General features: G+C 68.2%; 28 protein-coding genes, 1 tRNA gene and 1 other RNA gene. 13 read left to right on the plus strand and 17 right to left on the minus strand.

Annotated features, from left to right (window positions below; translation table 11 throughout):
- A complete protein-coding gene (locus A5747_RS14195) occupies window positions 1–555 on the minus strand; it encodes a TetR/AcrR family transcriptional regulator (protein ID WP_076125443.1) in 555 nt (184 codons plus the stop codon).
- A 132-nt stretch (window positions 556–687) separates the two neighbouring features.
- Between A5747_RS14195 and A5747_RS14200 the strand changes: the two genes are divergently transcribed.
- Window positions 688–1,398, plus strand: coding sequence for an SDR family NAD(P)-dependent oxidoreductase (locus tag A5747_RS14200; RefSeq protein WP_076125221.1), 711 nt, complete (start codon window positions 688–690; stop codon window positions 1,396–1,398).
- A 12-nt stretch (window positions 1,399–1,410) separates the two neighbouring features.
- Window positions 1,411–1,797, plus strand: coding sequence for a PPOX class F420-dependent oxidoreductase (locus tag A5747_RS14205; RefSeq protein ID WP_076125223.1), 387 nt, complete (start codon window positions 1,411–1,413; stop codon window positions 1,795–1,797).
- A 69-nt stretch (window positions 1,798–1,866) separates the two neighbouring features.
- Here A5747_RS14205 and A5747_RS14210 read toward each other — a convergent pair whose 3' ends face one another.
- From A5747_RS14210 to A5747_RS14225, 4 genes are all read right to left on the minus strand, one after another.
- A complete protein-coding gene (locus A5747_RS14210; protein ID WP_076125225.1) occupies window positions 1,867–3,060 on the minus strand; it encodes a zinc-binding dehydrogenase in 1,194 nt (397 codons plus the stop codon).
- Window positions 3,061–3,151: 91 nt separating this feature from the next.
- Window positions 3,152–4,141 (minus strand): NAD-dependent epimerase/dehydratase family protein, encoded by a 990-nt coding sequence (locus A5747_RS14215; RefSeq protein WP_076125227.1) that lies wholly within the window; start codon window positions 4,139–4,141, stop codon window positions 3,152–3,154.
- 46 nt (window positions 4,142–4,187) lie between these two features.
- Window positions 4,188–4,883: a cutinase family protein gene (locus A5747_RS14220; RefSeq protein WP_076125445.1), complete on the minus strand. Its 696-nt coding sequence runs from the start codon at window positions 4,881–4,883 to the stop codon at window positions 4,188–4,190.
- A gap of 93 nt (window positions 4,884–4,976) precedes the next feature.
- The gene (locus A5747_RS14225) at window positions 4,977–5,150 is read right to left on the minus strand and encodes a CsbD family protein (protein WP_076125229.1); all 174 of its coding nucleotides are present in this window, start codon (window positions 5,148–5,150) and stop codon (window positions 4,977–4,979) included.
- Window positions 5,151–5,210: 60 nt separating this feature from the next.
- Here A5747_RS14225 and A5747_RS25285 point away from each other — a divergent pair, with 60 nt between their 5' ends.
- A complete protein-coding gene (locus tag A5747_RS25285) occupies window positions 5,211–5,375 on the plus strand; it encodes a hypothetical protein (protein ID WP_175611155.1) in 165 nt (54 codons plus the stop codon).
- A gap of 11 nt (window positions 5,376–5,386) precedes the next feature.
- On the plus strand, window positions 5,387–6,673 hold the full coding sequence (locus A5747_RS14230) for a serine hydrolase domain-containing protein (protein ID WP_076125231.1): 1,287 nt from the start codon (window positions 5,387–5,389) through the stop codon (window positions 6,671–6,673).
- Between the two features lie 11 nt (window positions 6,674–6,684).
- Here A5747_RS14230 and A5747_RS14235 read toward each other — a convergent pair whose 3' ends face one another.
- Genes A5747_RS14235 through A5747_RS14245 form a run of 3 tightly spaced genes read right to left on the minus strand, consistent with a single transcriptional unit; the run spans window position 6,685 to window position 10,232 of the window.
- Window positions 6,685–7,740 (minus strand): dihydrodipicolinate reductase, encoded by a 1,056-nt coding sequence (locus A5747_RS14235; protein ID WP_076125232.1) that lies wholly within the window; start codon window positions 7,738–7,740, stop codon window positions 6,685–6,687.
- Between the two features lie 39 nt (window positions 7,741–7,779).
- On the minus strand, window positions 7,780–8,913 hold the full coding sequence (locus tag A5747_RS14240; protein ID WP_076125234.1) for a hypothetical protein: 1,134 nt from the start codon (window positions 8,911–8,913) through the stop codon (window positions 7,780–7,782).
- Window positions 8,910–10,232 (minus strand): hypothetical protein, encoded by a 1,323-nt coding sequence (locus A5747_RS14245; RefSeq protein WP_076125236.1) that lies wholly within the window; start codon window positions 10,230–10,232, stop codon window positions 8,910–8,912. Before A5747_RS14245 ends, A5747_RS14240 begins: the two co-directional genes overlap by 4 nt.
- Before the next feature lie 44 nt (window positions 10,233–10,276).
- Between A5747_RS14245 and A5747_RS14250 the strand changes: the two genes are divergently transcribed.
- A complete protein-coding gene (locus A5747_RS14250; RefSeq protein WP_076125237.1) occupies window positions 10,277–10,645 on the plus strand; it encodes a hypothetical protein in 369 nt (122 codons plus the stop codon).
- Here the strand turns inward: A5747_RS14250 and A5747_RS14255 are convergent.
- The 3 genes from A5747_RS14255 to A5747_RS14265 form a co-directional block, all read right to left on the minus strand.
- Complete coding sequence (locus tag A5747_RS14255; protein ID WP_076125239.1) at window positions 10,600–11,955, minus strand: CHAT domain-containing protein; 1,356 nt, start codon at window positions 11,953–11,955, stop codon at window positions 10,600–10,602. The genes A5747_RS14250 and A5747_RS14255 overlap by 46 nt on opposite strands.
- On the minus strand, window positions 11,952–13,649 hold the full coding sequence (locus tag A5747_RS14260; protein ID WP_076125240.1) for a hypothetical protein: 1,698 nt from the start codon (window positions 13,647–13,649) through the stop codon (window positions 11,952–11,954). The genes A5747_RS14255 and A5747_RS14260 overlap by 4 nt, the downstream gene beginning before the upstream one ends.
- Before the next feature lie 83 nt (window positions 13,650–13,732).
- A complete protein-coding gene (locus A5747_RS14265) occupies window positions 13,733–14,215 on the minus strand; it encodes a lipoprotein LpqH (RefSeq protein WP_076059463.1) in 483 nt (160 codons plus the stop codon).
- Between the two features lie 138 nt (window positions 14,216–14,353).
- Here A5747_RS14265 and A5747_RS14270 point away from each other — a divergent pair, with 138 nt between their 5' ends.
- Together A5747_RS14270 and A5747_RS14275 are read left to right on the plus strand one after the other, a co-directional pair.
- The gene (locus A5747_RS14270; protein WP_076059465.1) at window positions 14,354–14,734 is read left to right on the plus strand and encodes a hypothetical protein; all 381 of its coding nucleotides are present in this window, start codon (window positions 14,354–14,356) and stop codon (window positions 14,732–14,734) included.
- A complete protein-coding gene (locus A5747_RS14275; protein ID WP_076125242.1) occupies window positions 14,731–15,471 on the plus strand; it encodes an enoyl-CoA hydratase/isomerase family protein in 741 nt (246 codons plus the stop codon). The genes A5747_RS14270 and A5747_RS14275 overlap by 4 nt, the downstream gene beginning before the upstream one ends.
- A gap of 1 nt (window position 15,472) precedes the next feature.
- Here A5747_RS14275 and A5747_RS14280 read toward each other — a convergent pair whose 3' ends face one another.
- Together A5747_RS14280 and A5747_RS14285 are read right to left on the minus strand one after the other, a co-directional pair.
- Entirely contained in the window at window positions 15,473–16,300 is an 828-nt protein-coding gene (locus tag A5747_RS14280) for a hypothetical protein (protein WP_076125243.1), read from the minus strand.
- Window positions 16,301–16,348: 48 nt separating this feature from the next.
- Window positions 16,349–16,437, minus strand: a tRNA-Ser gene (locus A5747_RS14285).
- 75 nt (window positions 16,438–16,512) lie between these two features.
- On the opposite strand from A5747_RS14285, the gene ffs reads away from it, so the two are divergent.
- From ffs to A5747_RS14300, 3 genes are all read left to right on the plus strand, one after another.
- Window positions 16,513–16,609: signal recognition particle sRNA small type (ffs, locus tag A5747_RS14290), an RNA gene on the plus strand.
- 51 nt (window positions 16,610–16,660) lie between these two features.
- A complete protein-coding gene (locus A5747_RS14295; RefSeq protein WP_139333093.1) occupies window positions 16,661–17,962 on the plus strand; it encodes an aminotransferase class I/II-fold pyridoxal phosphate-dependent enzyme in 1,302 nt (433 codons plus the stop codon).
- Window positions 17,963–18,007: 45 nt separating this feature from the next.
- Window positions 18,008–19,816, plus strand: coding sequence for a DNA polymerase III subunits gamma/tau (locus tag A5747_RS14300; RefSeq protein WP_076125245.1), 1,809 nt, complete (start codon window positions 18,008–18,010; stop codon window positions 19,814–19,816).
- Window positions 19,817–19,827: 11 nt separating this feature from the next.
- Here A5747_RS14300 and A5747_RS14305 read toward each other — a convergent pair whose 3' ends face one another.
- Both A5747_RS14305 and A5747_RS14310 read right to left on the minus strand, forming a co-directional pair.
- Window positions 19,828–21,141, minus strand: coding sequence for a class I SAM-dependent methyltransferase (locus A5747_RS14305; RefSeq protein WP_198938188.1), 1,314 nt, complete (start codon window positions 21,139–21,141; stop codon window positions 19,828–19,830).
- Window positions 21,138–22,475: an FAD-binding oxidoreductase gene (locus tag A5747_RS14310; RefSeq protein WP_198938189.1), complete on the minus strand. Its 1,338-nt coding sequence runs from the start codon at window positions 22,473–22,475 to the stop codon at window positions 21,138–21,140. The genes A5747_RS14305 and A5747_RS14310 overlap by 4 nt, the downstream gene beginning before the upstream one ends.
- 127 nt (window positions 22,476–22,602) lie before the next feature.
- On the opposite strand from A5747_RS14310, the gene A5747_RS14315 reads away from it, so the two are divergent.
- Entirely contained in the window at window positions 22,603–23,040 is a 438-nt protein-coding gene (locus tag A5747_RS14315) for an SRPBCC family protein (RefSeq protein WP_076059553.1), read from the plus strand.
- On the opposite strand, the gene A5747_RS14320 is transcribed toward A5747_RS14315, so the two are convergent.
- A complete protein-coding gene (locus A5747_RS14320; RefSeq protein WP_198938190.1) occupies window positions 23,037–23,798 on the minus strand; it encodes an Rv3717 family N-acetylmuramoyl-L-alanine amidase in 762 nt (253 codons plus the stop codon). The genes A5747_RS14315 and A5747_RS14320 overlap by 4 nt on opposite strands.
- A 98-nt stretch (window positions 23,799–23,896) precedes the next feature.
- Here A5747_RS14320 and A5747_RS14325 point away from each other — a divergent pair, with 98 nt between their 5' ends.
- On the plus strand, window positions 23,897–24,250 hold the full coding sequence (locus A5747_RS14325; RefSeq protein WP_076125249.1) for a YbaB/EbfC family nucleoid-associated protein: 354 nt from the start codon (window positions 23,897–23,899) through the stop codon (window positions 24,248–24,250).
- A 13-nt stretch (window positions 24,251–24,263) separates the two neighbouring features.
- The gene (recR, locus tag A5747_RS14330; protein WP_076125251.1) at window positions 24,264–24,875 is read left to right on the plus strand and encodes a recombination mediator RecR; all 612 of its coding nucleotides are present in this window, start codon (window positions 24,264–24,266) and stop codon (window positions 24,873–24,875) included.
- Window positions 24,876–24,881: 6 nt separating this feature from the next.
- Here recR and A5747_RS14335 read toward each other — a convergent pair whose 3' ends face one another.
- The gene (locus A5747_RS14335) at window positions 24,882–25,313 is read right to left on the minus strand and encodes a hypothetical protein (RefSeq protein ID WP_076125252.1); all 432 of its coding nucleotides are present in this window, start codon (window positions 25,311–25,313) and stop codon (window positions 24,882–24,884) included.
- Between the last annotated feature and the right edge of the window lies 1 nt (window position 25,314).

Below are 25,314 nucleotides of genomic sequence, written 5' to 3' on the forward strand. Positions count from 1 at the left end.
TCAGCCGCGGCGCGGCTTCGGTGTCGGCATCTCGTACCGGTCCAGCAGGCGGTTGACGAGCGCGACGGCCTCGTCGTGACCCCCGGAAGTGCCGAGCGCCTGTTCCAAGATGAGCATGCGGCCAATCGACGCGATGACGACCGCGATGCCCGCCGGTGGGAATTCCGTTGTGTCAAGCCCATGTTCGCGAACGACGAAGTTCAGTGCCGTGATTTGCATTTCGCGCCACCGCTCCTGCCACGCCGCGATCTCGGCCCTGATCTCCTTGCGGTGGTTGGCAAGGCCCATGAATTCCAGGAGCAGCCGGGTGTCCTTCGGCCCGATCAGGGTGTCCCACAAGGCATGCAGGGGCCGGTCGGAGGCCAGCGCCTTCTTTTGCCGCTCCAGATACGCGGCGGCGCCGCGCCGGAACACGTCCAAGTACAGCTCGTCCATCGTGGGGAAGTAGTAGTGCACCAACGCCGGTTTGACGCCGGCTTCGGCCGCGACCCGCCGCGATGTGGCCGCGGCGTAGCCCTCGTCGACCATGATCCGACTCGTCGCGTCGATCAGCATGTCGCGAGTGGTCATCGACCTACCTTCGTTGAGCGATTGCCCAAATCGTACTTGACCGTGGTGCGCCGGGGTGATAGGCAGGTGAGGCCAACGGACCTGAGCGATCGCTCAGCTTTCGCGAAGGGTGAGGAATTGAGCCAGAAGACGGCGGTCGTGACCGGCGGTGCGTCGGGCATAGGCCGTGCCGTCGCGGAACGGTTGCGCCGCGACGGATTTCACGTGGCCGTCATCGATCTGTCGCCCACCGACGACGGGACCGGACACGTCGCCGACGTCACCGATCGCGCGCAGGTCGATGCGGCGGTATCGGCGATCCGCGACGAGTTCGGCCCAATCCTGGTGCTGGTCAACGCCGCCGGGGTGGAGGGCTTCAAGAAGTTCTTGAGCATGTCCTTCCAGGAATGGTCCAGGGTGATCGACGTCAACCTCAACGGTGTCTTCCACACCATCCAGGCCGTGCTGCCCGACATGGTCGAGGCCGGCTGGGGACGCATCGTCAACATCTCGTCGTCCAGCACGCACTCCGGACAGCCGTTCATGGCCCACTATGTGGCGGCGAAGTCCGCGGTGAACGGGCTGACCAAGTCGCTGGCGCTGGAGTACGGGCCGAGCGGAATCACCGTCAACGCCGTGCCGCCGGGGTTCATCGACACACCGATGTTGCGCAGCGCCGAGAGCCGGCACCTGCTCGGCGGCACCGTAGCGGACCACATCAATCGCACGCCGGTTCGGCGCGTGGGCAAGCCCGAGGACATCGCCGCGGCGTGCGCGTTCTTCGTCTCCGAGGAAGCCGGCTACATCACCGGGCAGATTCTCGGCGTCAACGGTGGTCGCAACACCTGATAAGCATTAGGTGTGGCTCCCAGTTTTCAGGACGTGATCAAGTCCAAGTACCTGCTCCTGACCACCTTCACCAAGGACGGCCGCCCCAAGCCGACGGCGATCTGGGGAGTGCCGGACGGCGACAAGCTGCTGGTCATCACCGACGACGGGTCGTGGAAGGTGAGGCGGATCAACAACACGCCCCGGGTGACGATCGCGCGCAGCACCGCACTCGGCAAGCCCAAGGGCGACCCGGTCGAAGGCGTCGCCCGGGTCCTGCCGAAATCCGAGACGCGGCGGGTCTACAACGCCGTGCTCAAGCGGTACTGGTACCATGCCTGGTGGTTCTATGCGCACTCGATCGTGCGCGGCGGCATCGACAAGGTGCACGTCGGGCTGGAGATCCAGCCCGCCGGTTGACGGGGCTGCTGGCCCGCGGGCGCCGCGACACTAACACGCACAAGAACGCCGCGGCGGGTGTGCGCGGTTTCAGTCTCGGCGTCGCGGAATGGCGTCGACCGGAACGGGACTCGTAGCGTCGCTCTTGGGGTCAATCAGTATCTTCGCGTGCGCCTCCGGATCGCCCAGCGCGTCGAACGCGGCCTCGACCCCGGGCAGCCCCACCGTCCCGGTGATCAGCGGCGCGACGTTGACCTTGCCGTCGGCGAGCATGTGCAGCGTGTCGCGGAACTCCAGCGGGGTGTAGCCGAGCACGAATCGGAGATCGGTCTCCTTGTTGATCGCCATCGCCGGGCGGATGTGGTCCGAGCCCATGCAGACACCGACCACGACGATGCGCGAGAACAGCGGCGCGCCCGCGATGATCCCGTCGATAATGCCTGGGACACCGACACATTCGAAGATGATGGGGTGCTTCGGCGTCGTGGCGCCGGCGGCTTCGGCGGCACGCCACACGTGCCACCAGGGCAGTCGCAGCCGCTGCAGCTTCTCGATGGTGTCGACAGCCAGATCGAACGCCTCGAGGATGCCCTGCAGGTGTTTGCCGCTCGCGTCCGTCGTGTAGGGGGAATCCTGCGCGGGGTCGACGACTGTGTCGGCGCCGCAGGCGGTCGCCAGCGCGCGCCGGCCGGGCGAGAAGTCGCTGGCGATCACGGTGCGCGCGCCGTGCGCCTTGAGCATGCAGATAACCGCGAGACCGATTGGCCCGCAGCCGATCACGATCGCGACGTCACCCTTGCCGACCTCGCCGCGCCGCACCGCGTGCCAGCCGACCGCCATCGGCTCGGTCAGGGCGGCCACCTCGGGCGCCAGCCCGTTGGGGACGGGCAACGTCAGCGACTGCTCGACGAGAAGCTGCTCGGCGTAGGCGCCCGGGGCCATCGTCGACAGCCCGATCCCGTGCACCTCCTTGCCGCGGCGCAGCAGCGGCAAGGCGACGACGCGGGTACCGGCCCGCGGGGCCTTGCGGGTGCCGGGCCCGTAATCGAGCACCTCGCCGCAGAATTCGTGGCCGAACACCACGTGCTGGTTCGATCGCATGAACGCGTCGTACCCGGATTCGGCCATCACGTCGGCGAGCTCGTCGCAGTGGTGGCGCGCATGCAGGTCGGATCCGCAGATGCCGCACCGCTGCACCTCGATGAGCAACTGGCCCTTGCCCGGCGCCGGGGTTGGGGTGTCGACGACTTCGAGCTTTGCGTTGGTGCACGTGACGCTCTTCATGCTTGGGATGGTCCTCGGGCTATCGCGAAAGTGCAATGGACGACGCGTTTCCCGACGAGAAAGGGCGTCGGTAGTTGCGCTCTCGTGGCCCCTACGAGCCGGCGGCGCTGCGAAGCGCTTCGAAGGTGTCGGCGACGGTTTCGGTCGGATCGCGATAGGTGATGCCGAGTTCGCGCTCGCTTGGCGAGTCGTCAGAGGCCGGCATCTGGGTGTAGTACTGCATCCCCGCCGAGGTGAAGGGCGTGTCGAAGGGCAGATACCGCCCCGCTCGATCCAGCACCGCACCCGCTACCCGCAGCGCGGTGTCGGGAATCGGGACGGCAACCATTGGCGTGCCGGCGATTTGGCCGAGCATGTTGGCCAGCTCGGCCGCCGGAACCCGATGCCCGCCCGCGGTGTAACGGCGCGGCCCGCGGCCCGGCTCCAACAGCGCCGCGTGCAACGCGGCCAAATCGCGAACATCGACGACCAACCATGCCGCGCTTCGCCCCGGGATCGCATGCATCTGCAACGCGGCCTTGACGCCCTCGCCCGCCTCGCCGAATTGGTCACCGACCGGCGGACCGAGAACCATTCCGGGATAGGTGATGTTCACCGGTGCCCCCGCGTCCTGCAGGCCGCGCGCGTAGATCTCGACTTGCGCCTTGGACGTCCCATATCCGTCCGCCCCGCCGACCACCGGCAGGTCCGCCGTCAACATCTCCAGGCCGGGATGAAACAGCGCGGTGAAGCTCGACACGTGCACGATCGGATCCAGGCCGAGCTCGACGGACTGGCCAAGGACGTTCTGGGCTCCCTGCATGTTCGTGGTCAGCATCTCGTTGGTCTGGCGCGGGTCGGTTGCCACCAGGGCGGCGCTGTGCACGACGGCGTCGCAGCCGCGCAACGCGTCGCGGACCGAGACGCGATCCGTGATGTCCCCGACGGCGAAGTCCGACACGTCGACTCCCAGTTTGGCGACCGAGGTCTGCAGCCGATCCGGATTTCGCACCAGGAACCGGATGGAATGTCCGGCGTCAGAGATGAGCTTGGCAGTCCAGCCGCCCACGAATCCGGTCCCGCCCGTGATCAGAACGTGCATCGTGCGATTCTCGCAACGGCCGTCGGTTACGGAGGCGCCAGGGGTATTACAGATGACTGGCGGCGAAGTCCGCGGCTTGGTCCGTCATGCCGTTCACCCCGTACATGACATGCGCGGCGTTGTCATTGCCGGTACCGCAAATGGGGTCGCCCTGTGCGCACAATTCGAGGGTCTTGGGCTTGTACAGCGGGCCGATCGCGATCGGCGGCGCGCCATACTGCGCCAGCCATTGGTCGGAAGGCGTCCCGAACAGCGTCACCGCGGCAACGTGATTGGCGATCTCGGGTGGCATCGGCTTCGGTACCAAGTCAGCGGGCACTCCGGGCGGTACGGCAGCCGAGGTCACGTAGCCGTCAACGGCAGCACCCTGGGAGTAGCCGCCCAGCACCTCCCGGGTCTTGGGGCAGTTCGCCGCCATGGACTGGACGTGAGCGCCGGCGTCGCGAATCCCGTCGATCACCGTCAGCGGAAAATCAGGATTTCCGAAGTCACTGCTGGCTGGGTAATTGACGGGATACACCCCGAGCGATCGCGCGCCGATCCGCCCGCGCAGGGCGTCGACGAATTGTTGCCCTATGTTGCCGACGCCGGGTGGCTCGCCCGTGCCGCGGGCGAAGATGACTTCGACGTCGGGACAGGGGTCGGCCGACGCCAATGGGGCCGACGGTCCGAGCAGTGCGGAAGCGAACAGTACCGCGCCGGCGACCACCACCCGGCGCACCCATGTGCCGATCAAGTCCACGACCTCCACCCTTGGTATTCGATGCCGATCGCGGTAGGGATTGCCCCCGGCCTCGTTTTTCAATCGTCCGGTGCGCCCCGGGCTATGGGGTGGCTATTTCCGGAAGGCGTCCTTCACCTTCTCGCCGGCATCCTTCAGGCTGGATTTGGCCTGGTCCGCGCGGCCTTCGGCCCTGGTGTCGTCGTTGCCGGTCGCCTTGCCGATGGCCTCTTTGGCCCGGCCGCCCAAATCGTCGATCTTGTTCTTCAACTTGTCTTCGGTACTCATGTACTTTCGGCTACCCACGTACGGCAATGGATAACGTGGCGGGCTGCCACCATGGAGGTTGTGAGCACCGCAATCGTGGTGGCCGTGGTGGCGACGCTGATGCTGCTGGGTATCAGCATGGTCGTCAATCAGCTTCTTCGGCTGAGGAAGTTTTTGCGGGAAGCGCCGCCCGATGCGCCCCCGGGCGCCGACGTGCGCGAACCCCCTGACCAACCCCACTGCTAGCTTCATTCTCGATGTCGACTCTGCTGGTCACCGACGACGGCCTGCCACGCCACGTGTGCGGCGCCGCCGATCCGCATTTCGCGAACGTCGTCAAGTCGTTCGCCGAGCGCTTTCCCGGGCGGCGGCTGGGTGGGGGAGCCCTCTGCGTCTACATCGACGGCCGGCCGGTCGTCGACGTCTGGACGGGGTGGTCGGACCGGGCGGGCACCGAGCCGTGGACCGCGGACACCGGCGCGATGGTGTTCTCGGCGACCAAAGGGGTCGCCTCGACGGTGATTCACCGGCTGGCCGATCGTGGCCTGTTGTCGTATGACGAGCCCGTCGCCGAATACTGGCCCGAGTTCGCGGCCAACGGGAAGGCCGAGATCACGGTTCGCGACGTCTTGCGGCATCGATCCGGTTTGTCGCATCTGCGGGGCGTCACCAAGACGGAGCTGATGGATCACCTCCTCATGGAGCAGCGCCTGGCCGAGGCGCCCCTGGATCACCTGCGCGGCGTGCAGGCGTATCACGCGCTGACCTATGGCTGGCTGCTGTCCGGTCTGGCCCGCGCCGTCACCGGCAAAGGCATGCGGGAGTTGATCCGCCAGGAGGTCGCGCGGCCGCTCAACACCGACGGCCTGCACCTCGGCCGCCCGCCCGCCGGTTCGCCCACCAGGGCGGCGCAGATTCTGATGCCGCAGGGCAAGTGGCGCATGCCGGTGCTCAAGTTCGTCGCACCGCGGGTGGCCGGTCTGCCGTTCTCCGGGGCGCTCGGCGCGATGTATTTCCCCGGGGTCATATCGCTGGTGAAAGGCGACACCGCGTTCCTGGACGGCGAGGTGCCCGCGGCCAACGGCGTGGTGACCGGACGCGGCTTGGCCAAGATGTTCGCGGTGCTGGCCAACGACGGCCGCATCGACGGCAAAAGGTACCTGTCCAAGGAGTTGACGCGCGGTTTGGCGGGTCGGTCGCCGTTCAAGTGGCCGGACGCGAACATGGTGGTGCCCATGCCTTTTCATCTCGGCTACCACGAATCGCCGGTGCCCGGATTGCTCAAGGGTTTTGGTCATGTCGGGCTGGGCGGAACGCTGGGCTGGGCCGACCCGGAGACCGGCAGCGCGTTCGCTTACGTCCACAACCGGCTGCTGACGCAACGGCTGTTCGACATGGGATCGTTCGCGGGCCTGGCCCGGCCGCTGCGCACCGCGATCGAGGCCGCCCGACGTCAGGGTCCGCTCGAGGTGCCGCAGCTGGGTGCGACCTACGCCAAACCCGCCCGGCGACGGGCGGACGCGGCGGCGTCGGGCAGCGCGTAGCTTTTCGGCTGCTAGGTCTTGACGAAGCCGCGCGGGAGCGTCAGCGGTAGGTCGGCGTAGGTGACAATGCCCGGCGCCGCGTCGACGACGGCGGGGATGGCGTTTATCGCGGGCACCGCCGTCATGATGTGCCCGAGGTCCATGAAGTCGGCGATCGTCTCCGCCTGGAAATACGGTGGCGGCAGGAAGCCGACCTTGGTGGTGACCGTCGGCTGCCCGTCGATCTGGACGACCCAGCCGTCCTGCTCGATCTTCCAGTCGGGCTCGAGCGTCTGTCCCTTGCGCCACCGGACGTTGAGGTCAATCACCGTCTTGCCGTCGAGGATGCCCTGCCAGCTGATGTAGACGCCCGCCACGCATCCCGCTTCGATGGTCCAGGACGCCATTTCGAGATCGGCAGTGGTCTGGGCGAATTCGGCCACGCAGCGGACCTCGTCGAGTTCGATGCCGAGCGCGTCCCCCACCAGCTGGACCGCCTCGCCGAAAATCGCCGTCCCCTTGGCGGCCATCTGCTGCAGCTCGGGATGGTCGATCGGCTGGCCGAAGCCCACCGGCTTCTCGGTGTCGGGCGAATCGTAGAACGTAGTGTCGGCGGCCTCGTTGACGGTGACCTTGTCGATCCGGTTGCACACCATCGCCGACACGATGGCCAGCAGTTCGGCGAAGCCCGGGCTGACGCCCGACCCGAAGAGCGTCGAGCCGCCCTGCTCGCAGGCCTCCACCAGCCGGTCGCGGCCGTCGCCGAGGTTGCGCCCGGTGATGAAGGACGCCGTCGTGACAACGTTGACGCCGGCCGACAGGATGCGGACCAGCTCGGCGACGTCGAACCACATCGGGTTGTAGACCACGCAGTCCGGTTTCAGGGCGAGCAGCGCATCGACGTCGTTGGTCGCCGCAATCCCGAGCGGCGGAATGCCGACCAGCTCGCCGGCGTCGCGGCCGACCTTGTCCTTTGACCAGGCATAACACCCCACCAGCTCAAGGGTGGGGTTGTCGGCGATGGATTTCAGCGAGCTCTTGCCGACGTTTCCGGTGTTCCACTGAACGACGCGATAGGTGTTTGGCACTCGCTCAGCATAGGGAATCGACCCGAATCTTAGTAAGCCTTAGTAGGCGGATTCGGCGGCGAGGATCTCGGCCAGGAAGGCGTCGTCGCCGGGGCGGTCCAGCCGCGCTCGCGCCCAGCGACGCACCCGCTCCCGCATTTCGCGCGTCTCCGCCGCGACGTCGGCGCCGATGGTCACCGACGTCGCCGTCCAGTCGTGGTCCCAGGCCGCCGACTCCGTGACCGGCCGCTGCTGGCCGTCGACCAACGGAAGGGTGGCGCGGCCGTCGGCGTCCAGGACACCGGTGCCGCTGATGACCCCCGATCGCAGTCGCACCTCCACGCCGGCGGCCGGGTCCGGCCCGATGACGGCCGCGCGCACGGCGGCGACCGGCGCGGCCCCGGCCGCCTCGACAACCCAGTCGACGGTGTCCTCGCCCGCGTCGAATATCGCCGGCGGAACCGCGCCCCAGTTGATCGATGCGACGCCGCCGGCGATCGCCGTTGCCCCTCGCGCACCCGTGTCCCCAGCGGCGGCCAGCGCGTAGTCATCCTGATGGCGGCTCGGCATCGAGAGTTCGGCGCCCGAATCATCAAGGGCGGCATGCAATTCCGGCCACCCGATGCCGTCGACGCCGGCTTCGTCGGCTACCCTGGCGCCGGCCCGCACCAGGTCGAGCACTCGCGGATCGTCACTTCGGGCGTGCATGAGCAGGGCCGCGGCGTGCGGCGCCAGCAGCTGCGCCACGTCCGAATCCAGGGTGTCATCGGTGAAGAAGCCCTGCGCCCCGTTGGTCAGCAGCGCGACCTCGACGTCGAGCAGGGCGCGGTCCAGCCCGGCGATGCCGTCCCGGCGACTGGCGGGCCACCAGCGCCGCAGCCAGTGGCCGAGGGCCAGCCGTCGCAGCGGGTCGACCGATCCGGGCACGATGTCGACACCGGTCAGCTCGACGCTGTGCGGTCGGTCGGCCGGGCCATCCAACGCGGCAGCCAGCGTGACGTGTCCGGATTCGCCGAGGACGCGCCACAGCCAGTCGGCGCGTGCCACATCGGTGAAGGTGATCTGGGCCGCGCCGGAGGGATCGTCGACCGTCCAGGACAGCACGGCCCCGCTGACTTCCAGCACCGCGGTCAGCGGCGTGGGTGCGGTGGCGGGGCCGGTTTGCCAAAGACCGGAATCGGCAACCAATCTCATCCGGCCACCTGCAACTCCAGCATCGCCTTGATCCGTTGCCGGTGGTCGAGGCTCACCGAGCGCGCGACCCCCTCCAGCAGCGACCGCACGTCGTCGACGTCGTCGCAGGGCTCCTGCCAGACGTCGCGCCCGTGCAGCCGGGCCCAGAGCCGGCTCAGATACGGCTGCGCGTAGGCGGCGAGATCGTCGACGACCTGCCGTTGCCGCGGATGAATCGGACCGCCCTCGGCGAGATAGCGCCTGGCGTGCAAGACGTAGGCCTCCTTGCGCAGCCGGGCCTGGATCTGCGCGGCCAGCCCGTAGTGGCTCATGACGGACGGGTCCAACGGCGCCAGCTCGACCGCCACCTCGATGCCCGCGACCAACGTGGCTTGCTTGTCCTCGGACAACAGCCCCCATGGCGCGCAGGCGCGGTCGACCTCCTCCTCGCACAGCAGCGGGATGTCGGGCAACGCGTCGCGGTCCAGGGCGCGCCGCAGCGTCGCGCGTACCCGGTCCACGACGCTGCGGTCCAGCGGGCGATCGCTGTCGGAGCCGGCGGACATCTGCGGTTTGCGTTGTGGTGCAAAGGAACTCAGACCCAGTTCGACGATCGACCACGGTAGCTCGGCCGTTTCGGTGCGGGCCAGGGCGCCCAGGTCGTACGGTGCCGAGTCGGCGATGACGGCAGACCACGCCCGTTGGCGCGCGGCCGCGGCGCTGTGGCCAGCCGCACGACCGAGCGCGGTGGTGAGCTCGGCCAGGAAGGGACCGGTGTCGGTCCTGCCGGCCGCCCGCACGTCACGCCAGCTGCGATCGAGCTGGCCGGTGAGCGTGGCGACGACGGCTGGGCTCGCCACGTACTGGCGCAACACTTCGATCGCGGTGCGGTCCCGGCCGAGGTGGATTTCGCTGAGTATTGCGGCCACCGTCCCGCGATCCTCCGGTGCCGGTGGGCCTTTCGTCACCGCGAGCTCGAAACACACCGGGAAGTACAGCTCCTGGGCGTTTCCCGTGCGGATCCGCTGCCGGCGGCGCTCGAGTTTGAGAGTGTCGAACCATGCCGCGGCGGAACGCAATTGGGCAGCGCTCCCGACGATCAGCTCGTGCATGGCGGCGGCCGTCTCGGGATCGACGACGGGGTTCGAATACTGGGGGTTGGACCGCAGCCGCAGCACCAACGGGTCCACGATGCGTTTGACGGTGCGGCTCAACGGGCCGCCGTCGTCGCTGCTGAGCACCTCCACGCCGGGACCGATCGCGCGCCACGCCTTCTCGATCACCGACCTGCGCGGGTGGCCGACCGCGATGGCGGTCGCCACCTGCGAATCCGCACTCATCAGGACAGGATAGGGGCTTTCCGAAGATAGCGGCAGCGAAAAAGTTGGGTTCGGTAGCCGGTCCGTACCGCGAACCTGGTCACATGAAGACGCTGACAATGCTGCTGTACACCGCTTTTCGTGGCCTCGTCGCTCGGCATCGGCATTCCCATGAACGCACCGTCGGCGTCGGCACCGTGCGCGCGGTCGGGCGCCAGGTTTTCGTCGAGGTGGTGGCGGTGTCGGGGGAGACGTTCGTCGGCAAGTTGGCGTGTGGTGAGGGCTCGGACGCCTCGATACTGCGCCCGGGCCTCGTCGTCCTGGTGGCGTTCGATCCCGCTGCCCGCGAAGACCTTTCGCTGCCCGACGACGTCTTGGCCGTCCACTGTCAGCGAGCGCCGTCGACGGCGAAACTGACCAGCGCGGCCCAGTAGAGCGGGCTGGCCGTGGCGTCGCCGTCGCGCCAGCGCCGCATCTGCTCACGCTGCCACCGATTCACCGCGCAGCCCGCGTCGACGGCCTCGTGTGCCTCGTCGACGGCGATCACCGCGTCGGACATCGGATCGGTCCGGTCATCGCCCGCGAACTGCCGGTAGGCCGCGGTGGTGGGCAGCGACCACAGCGTGGCGGTCACCAACTGTGCGCCACCCAGGATCACGGCGGCCACCAGGCCAGTCGCCTCGTCGAACTGATAGTCGCCGCCCGATGCGCAGGCCAGCAGCGCCACCCGGGGCGGCATCGGCAGCCGCAACGCCATCAGGTCCGAGGCGGTCAGCGGGCGGTGGTCGCCGATGGCGTCGGCGTCCCCGGGAGCGCCCGCGGTGCAGGCCAGGTGCAGGGCGGCCCGATCGGCCTGGGCGGCATGGCCATCCGGCGAACTCGCGTGGCCGACGTACATCAGCCTGCTCGGGGACTGCGCCAACAGTTCGGCGAGCCAGCGGCGGTCGGCATCCTGACGCCGGAACAGTTCCACCGCCGCGTCGACCGTCGGCAGCACCGCACGGTGTGCCATCAGCCCGGTGTAGTGCCGCGCCAACGCCGTCTCGGCCGATGGCCTGCCGAGCACCGACCCGAGCGCGGAGTCCGGGCGCTGGCCGGGCACCCGGGGGTCGAGCACCAGCACGGGTGGACCGTCTCGGCGGGCGTCCCACCCGGCCGGTGACCGCGGCGAGTGCACGATGTTCTGCGGAACCGCCATCAGCAGGTCGACCATCTCCATCAGCCGGTACCCATCGGTGTGCTCGCCGATATCGGCCAGCTGCCAAGGGATTCGGGCGGCAACCCTGCCGCTGGCGGTGATGGCGTCCTGGCGGGCGCGGACGAGTTCTTCCTTGCTCGGCCCCGACTTCGGCAAGGCCAGCAGGCCCCACGGGACGCGAGCCAGGCGCGCGGTGGGCGAGACGAACAGCACCGCGCGCGGGCTTGCCACGCATTCCGTCAACAGCTCCCACCCGGGCTCGGCGATGAGCAGCACACCCAGGATGTAGGCGAGCGTCAGCTCGGCCCGTGGGGTCGCGAACGGGCCGCCCGTCAGCGCCCGCTCGATGGCGTCTCGACGGCTCTGACCGTCGTGCGGCTCGGGCAACGCGTCGGCCAGCTCCTGCAGCGCCGCCAGCAGAATCGGTTCCTCCACCACCCAATTGACGGTTCTGGACGGCTGCCCGACGATCCGCAAACTGGCGTACGTGACGATCCCGAGATCCGCGAAGCGCAGGACCAGAGTCGGCCGGTCCGTGTCACTCATGGCCAGGTCGACCAGGCGGGTTCGTCGGCGGTGACCGCCCGGCCGTAGCGCTGCAACGCCAGCGCGCGATAGTGACTCAAAATCGGGCCGGCGTCCGGCTGCATCTGTAGCGGCGGCAACGGGCCCAGCTGCGTCAGCGATGCGCCGCCGCGCGCCGGCGGGCCGGCGGCTGCCAGCGCTTCACCGGCGTCGATCAGCAGCGAAGGTGCGGCCGCGGATGCCCATTCGCCGACTTTGGCCGCCTGCGGTTCGGCATTGAAAGTCCCTCGCGCGCTGTGGTATTCGACCAGTTCGCTGATCAGCTCGGTGTTCTCCCATTCCCAGGCGACCGCGAAGGCACTGGCCAAGATCGGCGCCGAGACGTTGGTGGCCCAGCGTGATCTCGCGTCGGCGTCGGCGATCGAGTACCGCACCGAGTCGACCGCCAACGCGGCCGGCACCTTGAGCTCCGCGGCCTGTTCGAGTTTGGTCATACCGCGCCAATACTCTGGGGTGCCCACTTCGCCGCGCAGGATGCCGAGGCCCTCGGCCTGCCGCGCCTCGGTTTCCTGCAGCGTCTCGTCTGGGTCCCCCGAACTGTCGAACCCTAGGTCGGTCAATGCGTCAGCGCGCCACACGGTTCCGAGGTGGTTGTCGAGTTGCGCGTACTGCAGCCAGCTGCTGCGCGGCGACGAGTCGAGCAGCTCGCGAGCCTGGGCGATGAGCTCGACCGCGTCCGGGAAGCGGCCCCAGAAGATCGCTATCCAGCTGCGCTGCAACAGGATACGGTGCAGGTACAGTGGCTTGCCCAGTTCACGCCACCGCCGCTCGGCGTGTCCCCAGCATTCGTCGGCCGCTTCCAATGCGCCTGAGGCCAGCCGGGTGAGTCCCAGGTACAGCCAGCACCGGGCCTCGTCGTGCGCTCGGGCGTATCGCGCGAGGATGGGCTGGGCCTCCGAGACCAGCTGCTCGGTCGTGGCGTGGTCGGCCGCCGACCAGCATGCCGCGGCACGTTCCAATTGTGTTCTGGCCGTGGCTAATTCCCATCCACGCGCCTGTGCGCGGGCTCCCGCGCGACGCAGCCACGGCTGCGCCTCGGACAACCGCCCGGTTTCCACGCAGAACCTGCCGTATGCGGTAGCCGCATCGATCCGGAGATGGTCCCCGGCCTCGCTGTCGCCGCCCAGGCGATCCGGATCCGCTACCGCGCCGAGCACGCGCTCCCACAAGGGAAGCGACTCGAGATGCAGGTCGTCGTCGCAGAGCGCGGTCGCGCACAGCAGTTGCCCATAGGTGAGCAGGTAGGCATGTTCGTCGGCGAGGTCGGTGAAATCGGTGTTCGAGTAGTCCAACGCCGCCAGCTCCTTCGCGGCGCCTTCGTGATCGCCGAGCGCCGCGGTCAGTCCCGTCTGCAGGAATTGGGCTCGCCGCGAGTACCGACGGATCATGTGCGCCACATCCGCGGCGGGCGCACCCGGTTGTGCGGAATAGGCGGCCAGGCAGTCGCGGATGCGCCGAATCGACTCGCGGACGCCATCATTCGCTCCCCGCGCCAGGTAGATCTCGCCAAGCTGCGCGAATGCCTCGAGCGCCAGATCGTCGCGATCCTCTTGCTCGATGCGGGGCAGCAACGACAGCAGCAGATCCCGCGCCGCGCCCTCGTCGGCGGCGAATGCCAGCTTGCGTGCGCGCTCCAACTCGGCCGGAATCGACACGGCTGCATCATAAGTCTTGGCGGCGCAAACCCGGAGCGGCGGACGTGTGATCCGGCCACGTCCGCCGCCCGGAGTTCGACCGATCAACCGCAGGTCACCTTGATGCTGAAGTCCTTGGTGACCATGCCGGCCATCGGGTTCTTCAAATCGGCGCCCTGCGCCTGGCCCGTGATGGTGTAGGTCTTACCGTCCACCGCCACGTTCGCCGAGCCGACCTTGGCGCCCATGCCGCTGCTGACCGACAGCGCGTTGCCGTCGACGACAAGGGCCAACGATTCGACCTTCGGCGTGGCCTCGTCGGTCATCACGACCGCCAGTGCCTGCTGGCCACCGCCGGTGGACCCGCTGCCGATGTCGATCTTGCCGCCGGTTTTGACGCAGGTCACCGAGGCCGGGTTCAACCCCGCGAGGTCGCTGCCGCCGACCTTGACCTGGGCGCCGGTGCCGGTGGAGGCGCTGGGCGCGCCACTTGACCCCGTGCTGGCCGTGTGGCCGCCGCTCGAGCAGGCCACCAGCGCCGACGCGACGCCAAGGCCTCCAATCGCTGCCGCGAGAAGACGTTTCACTGGGATTTCCTTCCTTCATGCGCCGCCCTGTTGGCGTCGTCATGGGAGGAGTACAGAACGCCCGAATTGCTACCGATCCCAATTTTTCGGTGCAACCGGTAGGCTGCCTCGACGTGGCCCTACGAACGGAGGCAGCCGTTGCCGAAGGTGAAATGGCTGGGAAAGCCTGAGGCCCATGACTTTCCGGCCGCGGCCGACTATCTCGCCTTGCTCGCCGACCCGCACACCGTCGAAGAGCTGACCTATAGCCTGCAGACCTCCGACGTTGTGCACAAGAAGGCCAAGGACATACTGCGGGCCGCCCAGCTGAGCCTGCTGCCGGTGGACAATCCACACGTCGCGTCCGATCTCTCCAAGATCAAAAAGGGTGAACCGCTCTCGCCCATCCTGCTGGTCCGCGGCGACTTCGCCACCGGCGTTCCGTTGCAGATCGCCGACGGCTACCACCGCGTGTGCGCGAGCTATCACACCGACGAGAACACCGACATTCCCGTCGTCATAGTCGGCCGGCCGCAATGATCGAGATCCAGACCGTCGGAACGGTGCGGGTGCTGGCCCTGTCTTCGGGCCGGGTCAACGCCCTCGATGTCGAGCTACTGGAGGAGCTGACCGCCGCCGTCGGCGAGCTGTGGGATTCGGGCGCCGGCCCGCTCGTCGTCACCGGCGCGGGCCGGGTGTTCTGCGCCGGGGTCGACCTCAACCGCGTGCTGCAGGGCGGGGCCGACTACGCCGAGCGGTTGATCCCCGCGCTGTCCGACGCGTTCGTCGCGCTGTTCGGCTACCCCGGGCCGACCGTCGCCGCGATCAACGGCGCCGCGATCGCGGGCGGATGCGTGCTGGCATGTGCGTGCGACCGCCGCCTGATCGGCCCGGACGCGCAGATCGGGGCGACGGAGGTCCGCGTCGGGGTGCCGTTCCCGGCCGCCGCGCTCGAGGTCATCCGTCACGCGTGCGGCGATCACGCGGAGGAGGTGCTGCTCGGCGGCGGCCTCTATCGCGGCGGCGACGCTGTCGCCAGCGGACTTGCCCACCGCGTCGTCGCCGACGATCTCGTCGGGGCGGCCGTGGCGGAGGCGTCGGGCCTGGGTGAGATCTCGCCCGACGCCTATCGGCACACCAAAGCCCAGCTGAGGGCGCCCGTTCTGGCGCGGATCGGCGAGGCCGGCGAGATCGACCGCGAGGTGCGTGAGCTGTGGGGTGCCGAGCAGACCCGGACGCGCATCGCCGACTCGCTCGAGCGCTTACGGCGCCGCTGAGTTATTCGTCGTCGACCGCGACGCCGCCGCGGGTGCGCCGGCGGCGCATGCGGTGGGTGCCCTTGCCGGTGGGGCGGCGATTGCGCAGCCCGCCCGAGGTCTCCTCGGCGGCCGGCTCTTCCGTCGCTGCCTCTTCGGCTTTTTCGGTGGCGGCGGGCTCTTCGGCTTCCCCGGCCTCGACTGGCTCTTCAGCTTCTTCGGTTTCCGCGGTTTCTTCGGTTTCCGCGACCGGCTCGACCGTCTCGGCTTCTTCGGATTCTTCGGCCTCGTCTTCGGGCTCTTCGGCTTCTTCGTCGGCCTCGGACTCCGCTGCCTCGGTGTCCTCGGCGGCTTCGTCGGTCTCCTCGTCCTTCTTGCGACGACGCTTCTTGGGCTTCTTCGCCTTGATCGGTTTCGGCGGTGGCGGCGGCAATTCGGCGACGAACGACAGGTAGAAGGCGAAGATTCCGAGCAGGCCGATCGCGGCGGCGGCGCCGTAGATGCCGAACAGATACCGCCCCGCGGAGTCCAGGCTGAGCCAGATCTCGCTGATCGCGGTACCGACGATCAGCACGCCCGCCAGCACGTGGGCCACGATCGACCAGACCCGCATGGACAGCGCCAGCTGCGGGGTGCCCAGCTCCGGCTTGCGGGTGCGCAGCAGGGTGAACACCACCGGCAGCGCGGCCAGCCCGATGAGCGCGCCCGACGCGATGCGGCCCGCCATCCCCAGTCCGCGCGTCATCTCGCCCGTCAGCTCGTACCAGCGGGGCAGCACGCAGAAGAAATAGAGGACGCCGGCACCGATCGAAAACAACAAGTGCCACGGTATGGCGACCTTGCGCCCCATACGCCTCCTCATGCTGATGGTGAGTCCTCGGCCGCACCGGGGACTAGCTGGCGGAGGATGCGGGATTTGAACCCGCGAGGGCTATTAACCCAACCCGCGTTCCAGGCGAGCGCCATAGGCCACTAGGCGAATCCTCCGTGGCCATGGTAGCCGAGTGCGCTACGGCCCCCACCGGTTGCACGTGGGTTACTCCGGGCCAGGTATTACACTCGCGATGGACCCCGCGCGGCGTCTATCCTGTGAACTCCCCCAGGGCCGGAAGGCAGCAAGGGTCAATGGGCTCTGTCGGGTGCGCGGGGTCCCCTATGTCCGGGGGCATTCATGACCCCGAAGCTCGTGCGATCAGCGAAAGGTCCCCTGGTGGCGTTCGATTCCCTCAGCCATGACGAGCTAGCGGCCCTGCACGCGCGCCACCAGCAGCAGTACGCGGAGCTGCAGGCCATGAAGCTGTCGCTGAACCTCACCCGCGGCAAGCCGTCCGAAGAGCAGCTGGACCTGTCCAACCGGCTGCTGACCCTGCCTGGAGAGGACGACTACCGCGACGAGGAGGGCACCGACACCCGCAACTACCTCGGCCAGCACGGGCTGCCGGAATTGCGGGCGATATTCGGCGAGCTGCTCGGCATTCCGGTGCCCAACCTGATCGCGGGTAACAACTCCAGCCTGGAGCTGATGCACGACATCGTCGTCTTCTCGTTGCTGCACGGCGGCGTGGACTCGCCACGGCCGTGGAAGGACGAGCCGAGCGTCAAGTTCCTGTGTCCCGTCCCCGGCTACGACCGGCACCACAACCTCACCGAGACCATGGGCATCGAGATGATTCCGATCCCGATGCTGCCCGACGGTCCCGACATCGACCTCATCGAAGAACTGGTCGCCGTGGATCCCGCGATCAAGGGGATGTGGGCGGTACCGGTCTTCGCCAACCCGACCGGCGTCACCTATTCGTGGGAAACGGCTCGCCGACTAATCCAGATGCGGACAGCCGCGCCCGACTTCCGATTGTTCTGGGACAACGCGTACGCGGTCCACACCCTGACCCACGACTTCGTCCGCCAGGTCGACGTCCTCGGGCTGGCGGCCAAGGCCGGCAACCCGCACCGGCCGTATGTGTTCGCGTCGACCTCGAAGATCACCTTCGCCGGCGCCGGCGTCAGTTTCCTGGGCGGTTCGTTGGGCAACATCGCCTGGTATCTGCAGTACGCGGGGAAGAAGTCGATCGGACCGGACAAGGTCAACCAGCTGCGGCATCTGCGCTTTTTCGGCGATGCCGACGGGGTCCGCCTGCAGATGATGCGGCATCAGCAGATCCTGGCGCCGAAATTTGCGTTGGCGCTGGAAATCCTGGATCAGCGGCTGGGCGAATCCAAGATCGCCTCGTGGACCGAACCCAAGGGCGGATACTTCATCAGCCTCGACGTGTGGCCCGGCACGGCGCGGCGGACCGTCGCCCTGGCCAAGGACGCCGGTATCGCGGTCACCGAGGCTGGCGCGTCCTTCCCGTATCGGAAAGACCCGGACGACAAGAACATCCGCGTCGCACCCACTTTCCCGTCGATACCGGACCTGCGTGCCGCCGTTGACGGGCTGGCGACGTGCGCGCTGCTGGCGGCCTCGGAGTCGATGCTGAACCTGGCACCGTCCGCGTCGAGTGTGCGCTGACGGCCAGTCGGGCCCGAGTCACCGGGCGTCGGTAGCCTGCTGAGCGTGGCCCTCTACCGCAAGTATCGACCGGCAACCTTCGCCGAAGTGGTGGGGCAGGAGCACGTCACCGAACCGCTGTCCATCGCCCTGGAAGCCGGCCGGATCAACCATGCGTATCTGTTCTCCGGGCCGCGCGGCTGTGGCAAGACGTCGTCCGCGCGCATCCTGGCCCGGTCGTTGAATTGTGCGCAGGGGCCGACGGCCAACCCGTGCGGCGTGTGCGAATCCTGCGTGGCGCTGGCGCCCAACGCACCGGGCAGCATCGATGTGGTGGAGCTCGACGCGGCCAGCCACGGCGGCGTCGACGACACCCGCGAGCTGCGCGACCGCGCGTTCTATGCGCCGGCGCAGTCGCGCTACCGGGTGTTCATCGTCGACGAGGCGCACATGGTGACGACGGCGGGCTTCAACGCGCTGCTCAAGATCGTCGAGGAACCCCCCGAACACCTCATCTTCATCTTCGCCACCACCGAACCGGAGAAGGTGCTGCCGACGATCCGCTCGCGCACCCATCACTACCCCTTCCGGTTGTTGCCGCCACGCACCATGCGGGCGCTGGTCGGGCGGATCTGCGAGCAGGAGGGCGTCGTCGTCGACGATGCGGTGTATCCGTTGCTGATCCGCGCCGGCGGCGGTTCGCCGCGCGACACGCTGTCGGTGCTGGACCAGTTGGTGGCCGGGGCCGAGGGCCAGCACGTGACGTATCAGCGGGCGCTGGGCCTGCTGGGCGCCACCGATGTCGCCTTGATCGACGACGCCGTCGACGCGCTGGCTGCTTCGGATGCGGCCGCATTGTTCGGTGCGGTCGAGTCGGTGATCGACGCCGGCCACGACCCGCGGCGCTTCGCCACCGATTTGCTGGAGCGGTTCCGCGATCTCATTGTGCTGCAAGCGGTTCCGGATGCGGCGAGCCGCGGCGTGGTGGACGCCCCCGAGGACGTGCTGGATCGGATGCGCGAGCAAGCGGCGCGCATCGGGCCGGCGGCGCTGACGCGCTACGCCGAGGTGGTGCAGGCGGGGCTAGGGGAGATGCGCGGCGCGACGGCGCCACGCCTGCTGCTCGAAGTGGTCTGCGCGCGACTGCTGCTGCCCTCGGCCAGCGATGCCGAGGCGGCGCTGCTGCAACGCGTCGAGCGGATCGAGACCCGGCTGGGCGTTTCCATCCCGGCGTCAGAGGCGACCGCCGCGCCGCCGGCCCCGCCGCGGGCCGCCGCGCCCAGCCCGCCGCCCAAGCGGGCAGCGGCGCCCAAGCCCGCCCCGGTCCCGGAACCGGCTCCACCGCCGCCACCCGAAGCCGCGCCCGAGCCGGTCCCTGAAGCGGTCCCTGAATCAGCCTCTGCCCCAGGCGAACTCAACGCGTCCGCGGTGCGAACCATGTGGCCGACGGTGCGGGACAAGGTGCGCCAGCGCAGCCGCACCACCGAGGTGATGCTCGCCGGGGCCACCGTCCGGGCGATCGAGGACAACACGTTGGTGCTCACCCACGCCTCGGCGCCGCTGGCCAAGCGGCTGTCCGAACAGCGCAACGCCGACGTCATCGCCGAAGCGCTCAAGGACGCGCTGGGGGTGAACTGGCGAGTGCGTTGTGAGGTCGGCGCGGCGGAACCCGGGCCGAGCGCCCCGCCGCCCGCCAAACCGGATCCCCCCGCGGACGAGCCCGCCCAAGCGGATTCGGCTCAGCGGGACGAAGAGGAACACATGCTCGCCGAAGCGGGGCGCGACGAGCCGTCGGCGCCGCGCCGCGACCCCGAAGAGGCCGCGCTCGAGCTGTTACAGAACGAGTTGGGCGCGCGCCGCATCGACGGCGGCTGATCCCTTTCGGGTCACGGCTGCCACCACGGCCGCAGCGGCAGCTCGTCGTCGCCCCATTCGTCGACGTTGGCCGCCAGCACGTGATGCAGTTGAAGGTTGTTGCGCTCGAAGGCCACTCGTGACGCCGCCATGTATAAGCCCCACACCTTGGCCGTGGGCAACCCGACCTCCTCGACCCCCTCGTCCCAGTGCTCGACCAGGTTGCGGCACCAGTCACGCAGCGTCATGGCGTAGTGATGCCGGAAGTTCTCCTCGTGCAACACCTCGAAACCGGCGTCCTGAATGTCGGTGACGATGCGGCCCGAACCGGTCAGCTCCCCGTCCGGGAACACGTAGCGGTCGGTGAACCCGCCGGCGAAGGGGGTCGACTTGTTGTCGTGCCGGGTGATGCAGTGATTGAGCAGCAGCCCGCCGGTGCGCAGCTTCGACTTCAGGAAGCCGAAATAGGCGGGGTAGTTCTTGACGCCGATGTGCTCGGTCAGCCCGATGGAGGAAACGGCGTCGAACCCCGCCTCACCCACGTCGCGGTAGTCGGAGTGCCGGACCTCGGCCAGCTCCGCGAGCCCTTCGGCCTCGATCGCGTTTTTCGCCCACTTCGCCTGCTCGGCCGACAGGGTGGCGCCGACCGCCCGGACACCGCGGCGCGCGGCGTAGCGCACCATGCCGCCCCAGCCGCAGCCGACGTCGAGCAGCCGGTCGCCCGGTTGCAGCCGCAGCTTTTCGAAGATCAGCCGGTACTTGTTGTCCTGGGCCTCTTCCAGCGTCGCGTCGGCGGTGGGATAGACCGCGCAGGTGTAGGTCATCGACGGGCCCAGCACCCATTCGTAGAAGGTGTTGGACACGTCGTAGTGATGATGGATCGCCTCGGCGTCCCGGGTCTTGCTGTGCAGCACGCCGTCGGCGACCCGCCGCCACCGGGGCGGCGCCTCCTGCGGCGGCGGCGCGATCGGCAACAGATGCTCGACGCCGATCGAGCGGACCACGTTGGCGAGCACCCGCGCCGACGGACGCTTGAAGTTGACCCGGTCGGTCAGCGCCTTGAGCAGCGGGTACGGATCGCCGGGGTGCACGCCGTGCGCCTGCAGATCACCCGAGACGTAGGCGCGGGCCAGGCCGAGTTCGCCGGGGGCCGTCGCCAGGTAGGTGGCACCGCGGGACGACCGCAGATCCAGGCCCAGCTCGGCTTCGTCGCTGCCGGCGGTGCTGCCGTCGTACGCGGTGAACTTCAGCGGCTGTCCCCCGGTGGCGGTGAAGATCTCCAGGATCTCCGCCATGCTCAATTTGCCCGACTTGGTGGGGCGTTCGGGCTCTCGTGTCGTTGTCATCGCCGTTGCACCGCCTTTGCATAGAGGTCGAGGAGACGCGAATCGGGATCGTAGGTCTTTTTGACTGTCTTGTAGGCCTCCCCACCGTAGAGTTCGTCAAACTCCTCGCGGGTGTAGAAGGAGTCGGAGTACAGCGACTTGTGCCCGTCGAGCTCACTTACCTTCGCCTCGATGGCCCGGTTGGTTGCGCCCTCGGCGGGGTCACTGGCCGGCACCGAGGACCAGAACCCGATGTTGACGTAGGTGTGGTCGGGTCGCATGGGATACAGCGGCCAGCCTTCGTGATCGCGAAGCCGCAACGGGCACAACCAGATCGGTGTGATGGGCACGTTCTCGCCGAACCAATCCAAGAAGTCGACGACCCGCTCGATCGGCACCTCGACGTCCTGCACCACCCGTTCCCGCGCCGGACGACCGTTGCGCGCCTCGATGCGGTCGGCGATGCCGAAGCGCTGGTCCAGCGCGACGAGCTTCGAGTAGACGCTGCTGCGCCGGTAGCGGCGCGGCCACCAGCGGCGCAATCGGGGATTCTGCACGCCGAACGCGCGGGAACACCAAAACCAATCGGTGTCCCAGCGCCAGAAGTAGTCGTGAATCGTCAGCCGATCGTCTTTGGTGGCTTCGATGCCCGGCGCGTCGTGCTGGATCGAGCGGTAGTAGATGTCTTTGCCGGTGTAGTCGCTGACCGGGCCGGGGGTGGCGGTCCGCCTGCCGACGCACAGATAGCTTTCGTCGGCGCTGAATACCACGCCGTCGAGGTAGTCCACTTCGGTGCCGCCCTGCCCGCCGGTGTCGATGATGCGTTCCATCGCGGCGACCAGGTCGGGCAACGAGCGGAACCGGATGTGGCGCAGCGCCACAAACGGCGCCACCGGCTCCAGCTCGATGCGGAGCCTCGTCGAATACCCAAGCGTCCCATAGGAATTGGGAAAAGCGCGGAAAAGTTCGGCGTGCTGTCCGCGGGACGCGGTGACCAATTCGCCAGCGCCAGTGAGGATATCCATCTCCAGCACCGATTCGTGGGGCAGACCGTTGCGGAACGACGCCGACTCGATACCCAGGCCACTGACCGCGCCGCCGAGGGTGATGGTCTTCAGCTGCGGCACCACCAGCGGCGAAAGCCCGTACGGCAGGGTCGTGGCCACCAGGTCCTCATAGGTGCACATGCCCGCGACGTCGGCGGTGCGGGCGTCCGGATCGATGCCGAGCACCTGAGTCAGCCCCGAGGTGTCCAGGCCAGGCGCGTCACGTTTGGTGCGGGCGCGGAACAGATTTGAGCTGGGCTTGGCGAGCCGGACCGCGGACGTTGCTGGGATGGACCGATAACTCGCCATCAACCGATCAACGCCCGATGTGTGAGCCGAGAGTGCAGATCCAGGGCTTGGCACCACATATACCCTAGTCTTCGGAAACAGCCCGTGCACCCGCGCGGGGCGGCATCGGAAAGAGGAGTTGCGCCTGATGGGCCAGGTGAGCGCGGCCAGCACGATCTTGATCAACGCCGAGCCGGAGGCCACGCTGGCCGCGGTTGCGGACTATCAGAACGTTCGCCCGAAAATCCTGTCCCCGCAGTACAGCGAGTACCAGGTCACCCAAGGCGGGCAGGGCGCCGGAACGGTTGCCAAGTGGCGGCTGCAGGCGACCAAATCACGGGTCCGCGATGTACAGGTGAACGTCGACGTCGCCGGCCACACCGTCATCGAGAAGGACGCAAACTCGTCCATGGTCACCAACTGGACGGTGGCTCCCGCGGGCCCGGGATCCAGCGTCACCGTGAAGACCAGCTGGACCGGTGCGGGCGGCGTCAAGGGATTCTTCGAAAAGACCTTTGCGCCACTGGGTCTGAAGAAGATCCAGGCCGAGGTGCTGGCCAACCTGAAAAAGGAACTCGAAAGCTAGCGCGCCTGGCCCTGGGTGGCCAGGAACCCCGCGACGCCGCGGACCAGCGCGTCGGCGTACTTCTGCCGGCCTTCGGGCGACTCCATCAGCGCCGAATCCACGGGATTCTTCATGTTGCCGCACTCGACCAGGATCGACGGATACTGCGCCAGGTTCAGGCCGGCCAGATCCGACCGCCCGTAGAGTCCGTCCTGGCCAATGTAGTTGGAGGGCGGAATGCCCGACGCCTGCAACTGATCGCGCATGATTCGGGCGTACTGCACCGACGGCCCGGCCTGCGCCTGGTTGAGCGGCGGGGCCGAATAGTTGACGTGGAACCCCCGCCCGGATGGCGGGCCGCCGTCGGCATGGATGCTCAGGATCGCGTTGGGGCGCAACGCGTTGGCCGCGGCCGCGCGCGCGTCGACACACGCCCCCACGCCCGTGTCGTTGTTGCGGGACATGGCGGTGCGGACGCCGAGCGCGTTCAACGCGGCGCGGACCCGAAGCGCGGTGTCCCAGGTGAAGGTGTGTTCCATGTAGCCGGAGTTGGTCGACGTCCCGCTGGTCTGGCAGTCCTTGGTGCCGCCGCGGCCGGTGGGCACCTGATGCGTGATGGACGCGTCGTTGGAGCCGTTGTGGCCGGGATCGATGAACACGACCATGCCGGCGATGTTGGCGGGGACTCCCCACGCGCTGGGCATCACCGCCGTCGACGCGGCAACCAGCGCGCCGATCGTCATTTTGATCCCGACACGCCTGCTCACTCGTAGGTCCACGGCGCAAAGGTAACGTCGCGCGGTCTACGCTGAGTGTTTCGAATCGCCCGACATCCACAGGCGAAACCAACTCGAGACCAAGATGCGAGGGGATTGTCATGCAACCCGGAGGCGACATGTCGGCGCTGCTCGCCCAGGCGCAGCAGATGCAGCAAAAGCTCATGGAAGCGCAGCAACGGCTCGCGAACTCCGAGGTGCACGGGCACGCCGGCGGCGGCCTGGTCGAGGTCATCGTCAAGGGCAGCGGCGAGGTGATCGGGGTGAAGATCGATCCGAAGGTCGTCGACCCCGCGGACGTCGAAACGCTGCAGGACCTGATCGTCGGCGCCATGGCCGACGCTTCCAAGCAGGTCACCGCGATGGCGCAGGAGCAGCTGGGCTCGCTGGCCGGCGGCTTGGGTGGCCCGCCCGGACAGCCGCCGGCGCCGCCGACGCAAATGCCGGGGCTCTGAACTTCCCAACGCCATGTTCGAGGGACCCGTCCAGGATTTGATCGACGAGCTCGGCAAGCTGCCGGGTATCGGACCCAAGAGCGCGCAGCGCATCGCCTTCCACCTGCTGTCCGTCGAACCCGCGGATATCGACCGGCTGAGCGCCGTGCTGGCGAAGGTTCGCGACGGCGTGCGGTTCTGTGCGGTGTGCGGCAACGTCTCCGACGACGAGCGGTGCCGGATCTGTTCCGATACCCGTCGCGACGCGTCGGTGGTGTGCGTGGTCGAGGAGCCGAAGGACATCCAGGCCGTCGAGCGCACCCGCGAATTCCGTGGCCGTTACCACGTTTTGGGCGGTGCGCTCGATCCGCTGTCCGGCGTCGGCCCCGATCAGCTGCGGATCCGCGAGCTGGTGAGCCGGATCGGTGAACGGGTCGACGATGTCGACATCACCGAGGTGATCATCGCCACCGACCCGAATACCGAGGGCGAGGCGACCGCGACCTATCTGGTGCGGATCCTGCGCGACATCCCCGGCCTGACCGTGACGCGGATCGCGTCCGGGCTGCCGATGGGCGGCGACTTGGAGTTCGCCGACGAGCTGACGCTGGGCCGCGCACTCACCGGCCGCCGGGCCATGGCCTGACGTCCCTCAGACCTTGCTCAATTGGAATGACCTCGTAAAGGTCTTGCCCGGCTCGTCACCGCACCCGTCCGACGTCGTCGTCAGGCCTTCGCCGGCAAGCGACACCGCATCGAAGCTGTAAATGACGTTCACCGGGGCCGATGCGCCGTTTGGGCACCGCGCCTGGGCCGTGCCGCTGTGCGTCCATCGCCCGTTGGCGAGGTGGAATTCCCAGCTGATGACAAACGTCCCGCCATCTTGCGAGGTCGCCAGGGTGCAGTCCGAGCCGCATGGGACGAAAAGCCAGGCGGTCGGTTTGTCGCTGTCCTGGTAGAGCACGTTGTACCGGCCATTCGGGACGTCGTAGTCGGCGTGCGCCGGTGTCGGCGAAGCGACGAACACGGCAGCGCCGAGCAGAGCTGCGCCGGCGGCCAGCCGCGGGCTGATCTTCGCGCGCATG

The organism is Mycobacterium sp. IS-836 (assembly GCF_001954275.1).
Taxonomy (GTDB): domain Bacteria; phylum Actinomycetota; class Actinomycetes; order Mycobacteriales; family Mycobacteriaceae; genus Mycobacterium.

Excerpts from the sequence above, each read along its gene's own strand:
- A5747_RS14210 (WP_076125225.1), bottom strand. The coding sequence starts at position 3,060 with ATGAAGAGCGTCACGTGCACCAACGCAAAGCTCGAAGTCGTCGACACC.
- recR (WP_076125251.1), top strand. The coding sequence starts at position 24,264 with ATGTTCGAGGGACCCGTCCAGGATTTGATCGACGAGCTCGGCAAGCTG.
- A5747_RS14245 (WP_076125236.1), bottom strand. The coding sequence starts at position 10,232 with ATGAGTGCGGATTCGCAGGTGGCGACCGCCATCGCGGTCGGCCACCCG.
- A5747_RS14280 (WP_076125243.1), bottom strand. The coding sequence starts at position 16,300 with ATGGGGCGCAAGGTCGCCATACCGTGGCACTTGTTGTTTTCGATCGGT.
- A5747_RS14225 (WP_076125229.1), bottom strand. The coding sequence starts at position 5,150 with ATGAGTACCGAAGACAAGTTGAAGAACAAGATCGACGATTTGGGCGGC.
- A5747_RS14215 (WP_076125227.1), bottom strand. The coding sequence starts at position 4,141 with ATGCACGTTCTGATCACGGGCGGGACCGGATTCGTGGGCGGCTGGACT.
- A5747_RS14310 (WP_198938189.1), bottom strand. The coding sequence starts at position 22,475 with ATGGCGAGTTATCGGTCCATCCCAGCAACGTCCGCGGTCCGGCTCGCC.
- A5747_RS14230 (WP_076125231.1), top strand. The coding sequence starts at position 5,387 with ATGTCGACTCTGCTGGTCACCGACGACGGCCTGCCACGCCACGTGTGC.
- A5747_RS14335 (WP_076125252.1), bottom strand. The coding sequence starts at position 25,313 with ATGCGCGCGAAGATCAGCCCGCGGCTGGCCGCCGGCGCAGCTCTGCTC.
- A5747_RS14240 (WP_076125234.1), bottom strand. The coding sequence starts at position 8,913 with ATGAGATTGGTTGCCGATTCCGGTCTTTGGCAAACCGGCCCCGCCACC.
- A5747_RS14275 (WP_076125242.1), top strand. The coding sequence starts at position 14,731 with ATGATCGAGATCCAGACCGTCGGAACGGTGCGGGTGCTGGCCCTGTCT.
- A5747_RS14255 (WP_076125239.1), bottom strand. The coding sequence starts at position 11,955 with ATGAGTGACACGGACCGGCCGACTCTGGTCCTGCGCTTCGCGGATCTC.
- A5747_RS14305 (WP_198938188.1), bottom strand. The coding sequence starts at position 21,141 with ATGACAACGACACGAGAGCCCGAACGCCCCACCAAGTCGGGCAAATTG.
- A5747_RS14325 (WP_076125249.1), top strand. The coding sequence starts at position 23,897 with ATGCAACCCGGAGGCGACATGTCGGCGCTGCTCGCCCAGGCGCAGCAG.
- A5747_RS14195 (WP_076125443.1), bottom strand. The coding sequence starts at position 555 with ATGCTGATCGACGCGACGAGTCGGATCATGGTCGACGAGGGCTACGCC.
- A5747_RS14315 (WP_076059553.1), top strand. The coding sequence starts at position 22,603 with ATGGGCCAGGTGAGCGCGGCCAGCACGATCTTGATCAACGCCGAGCCG.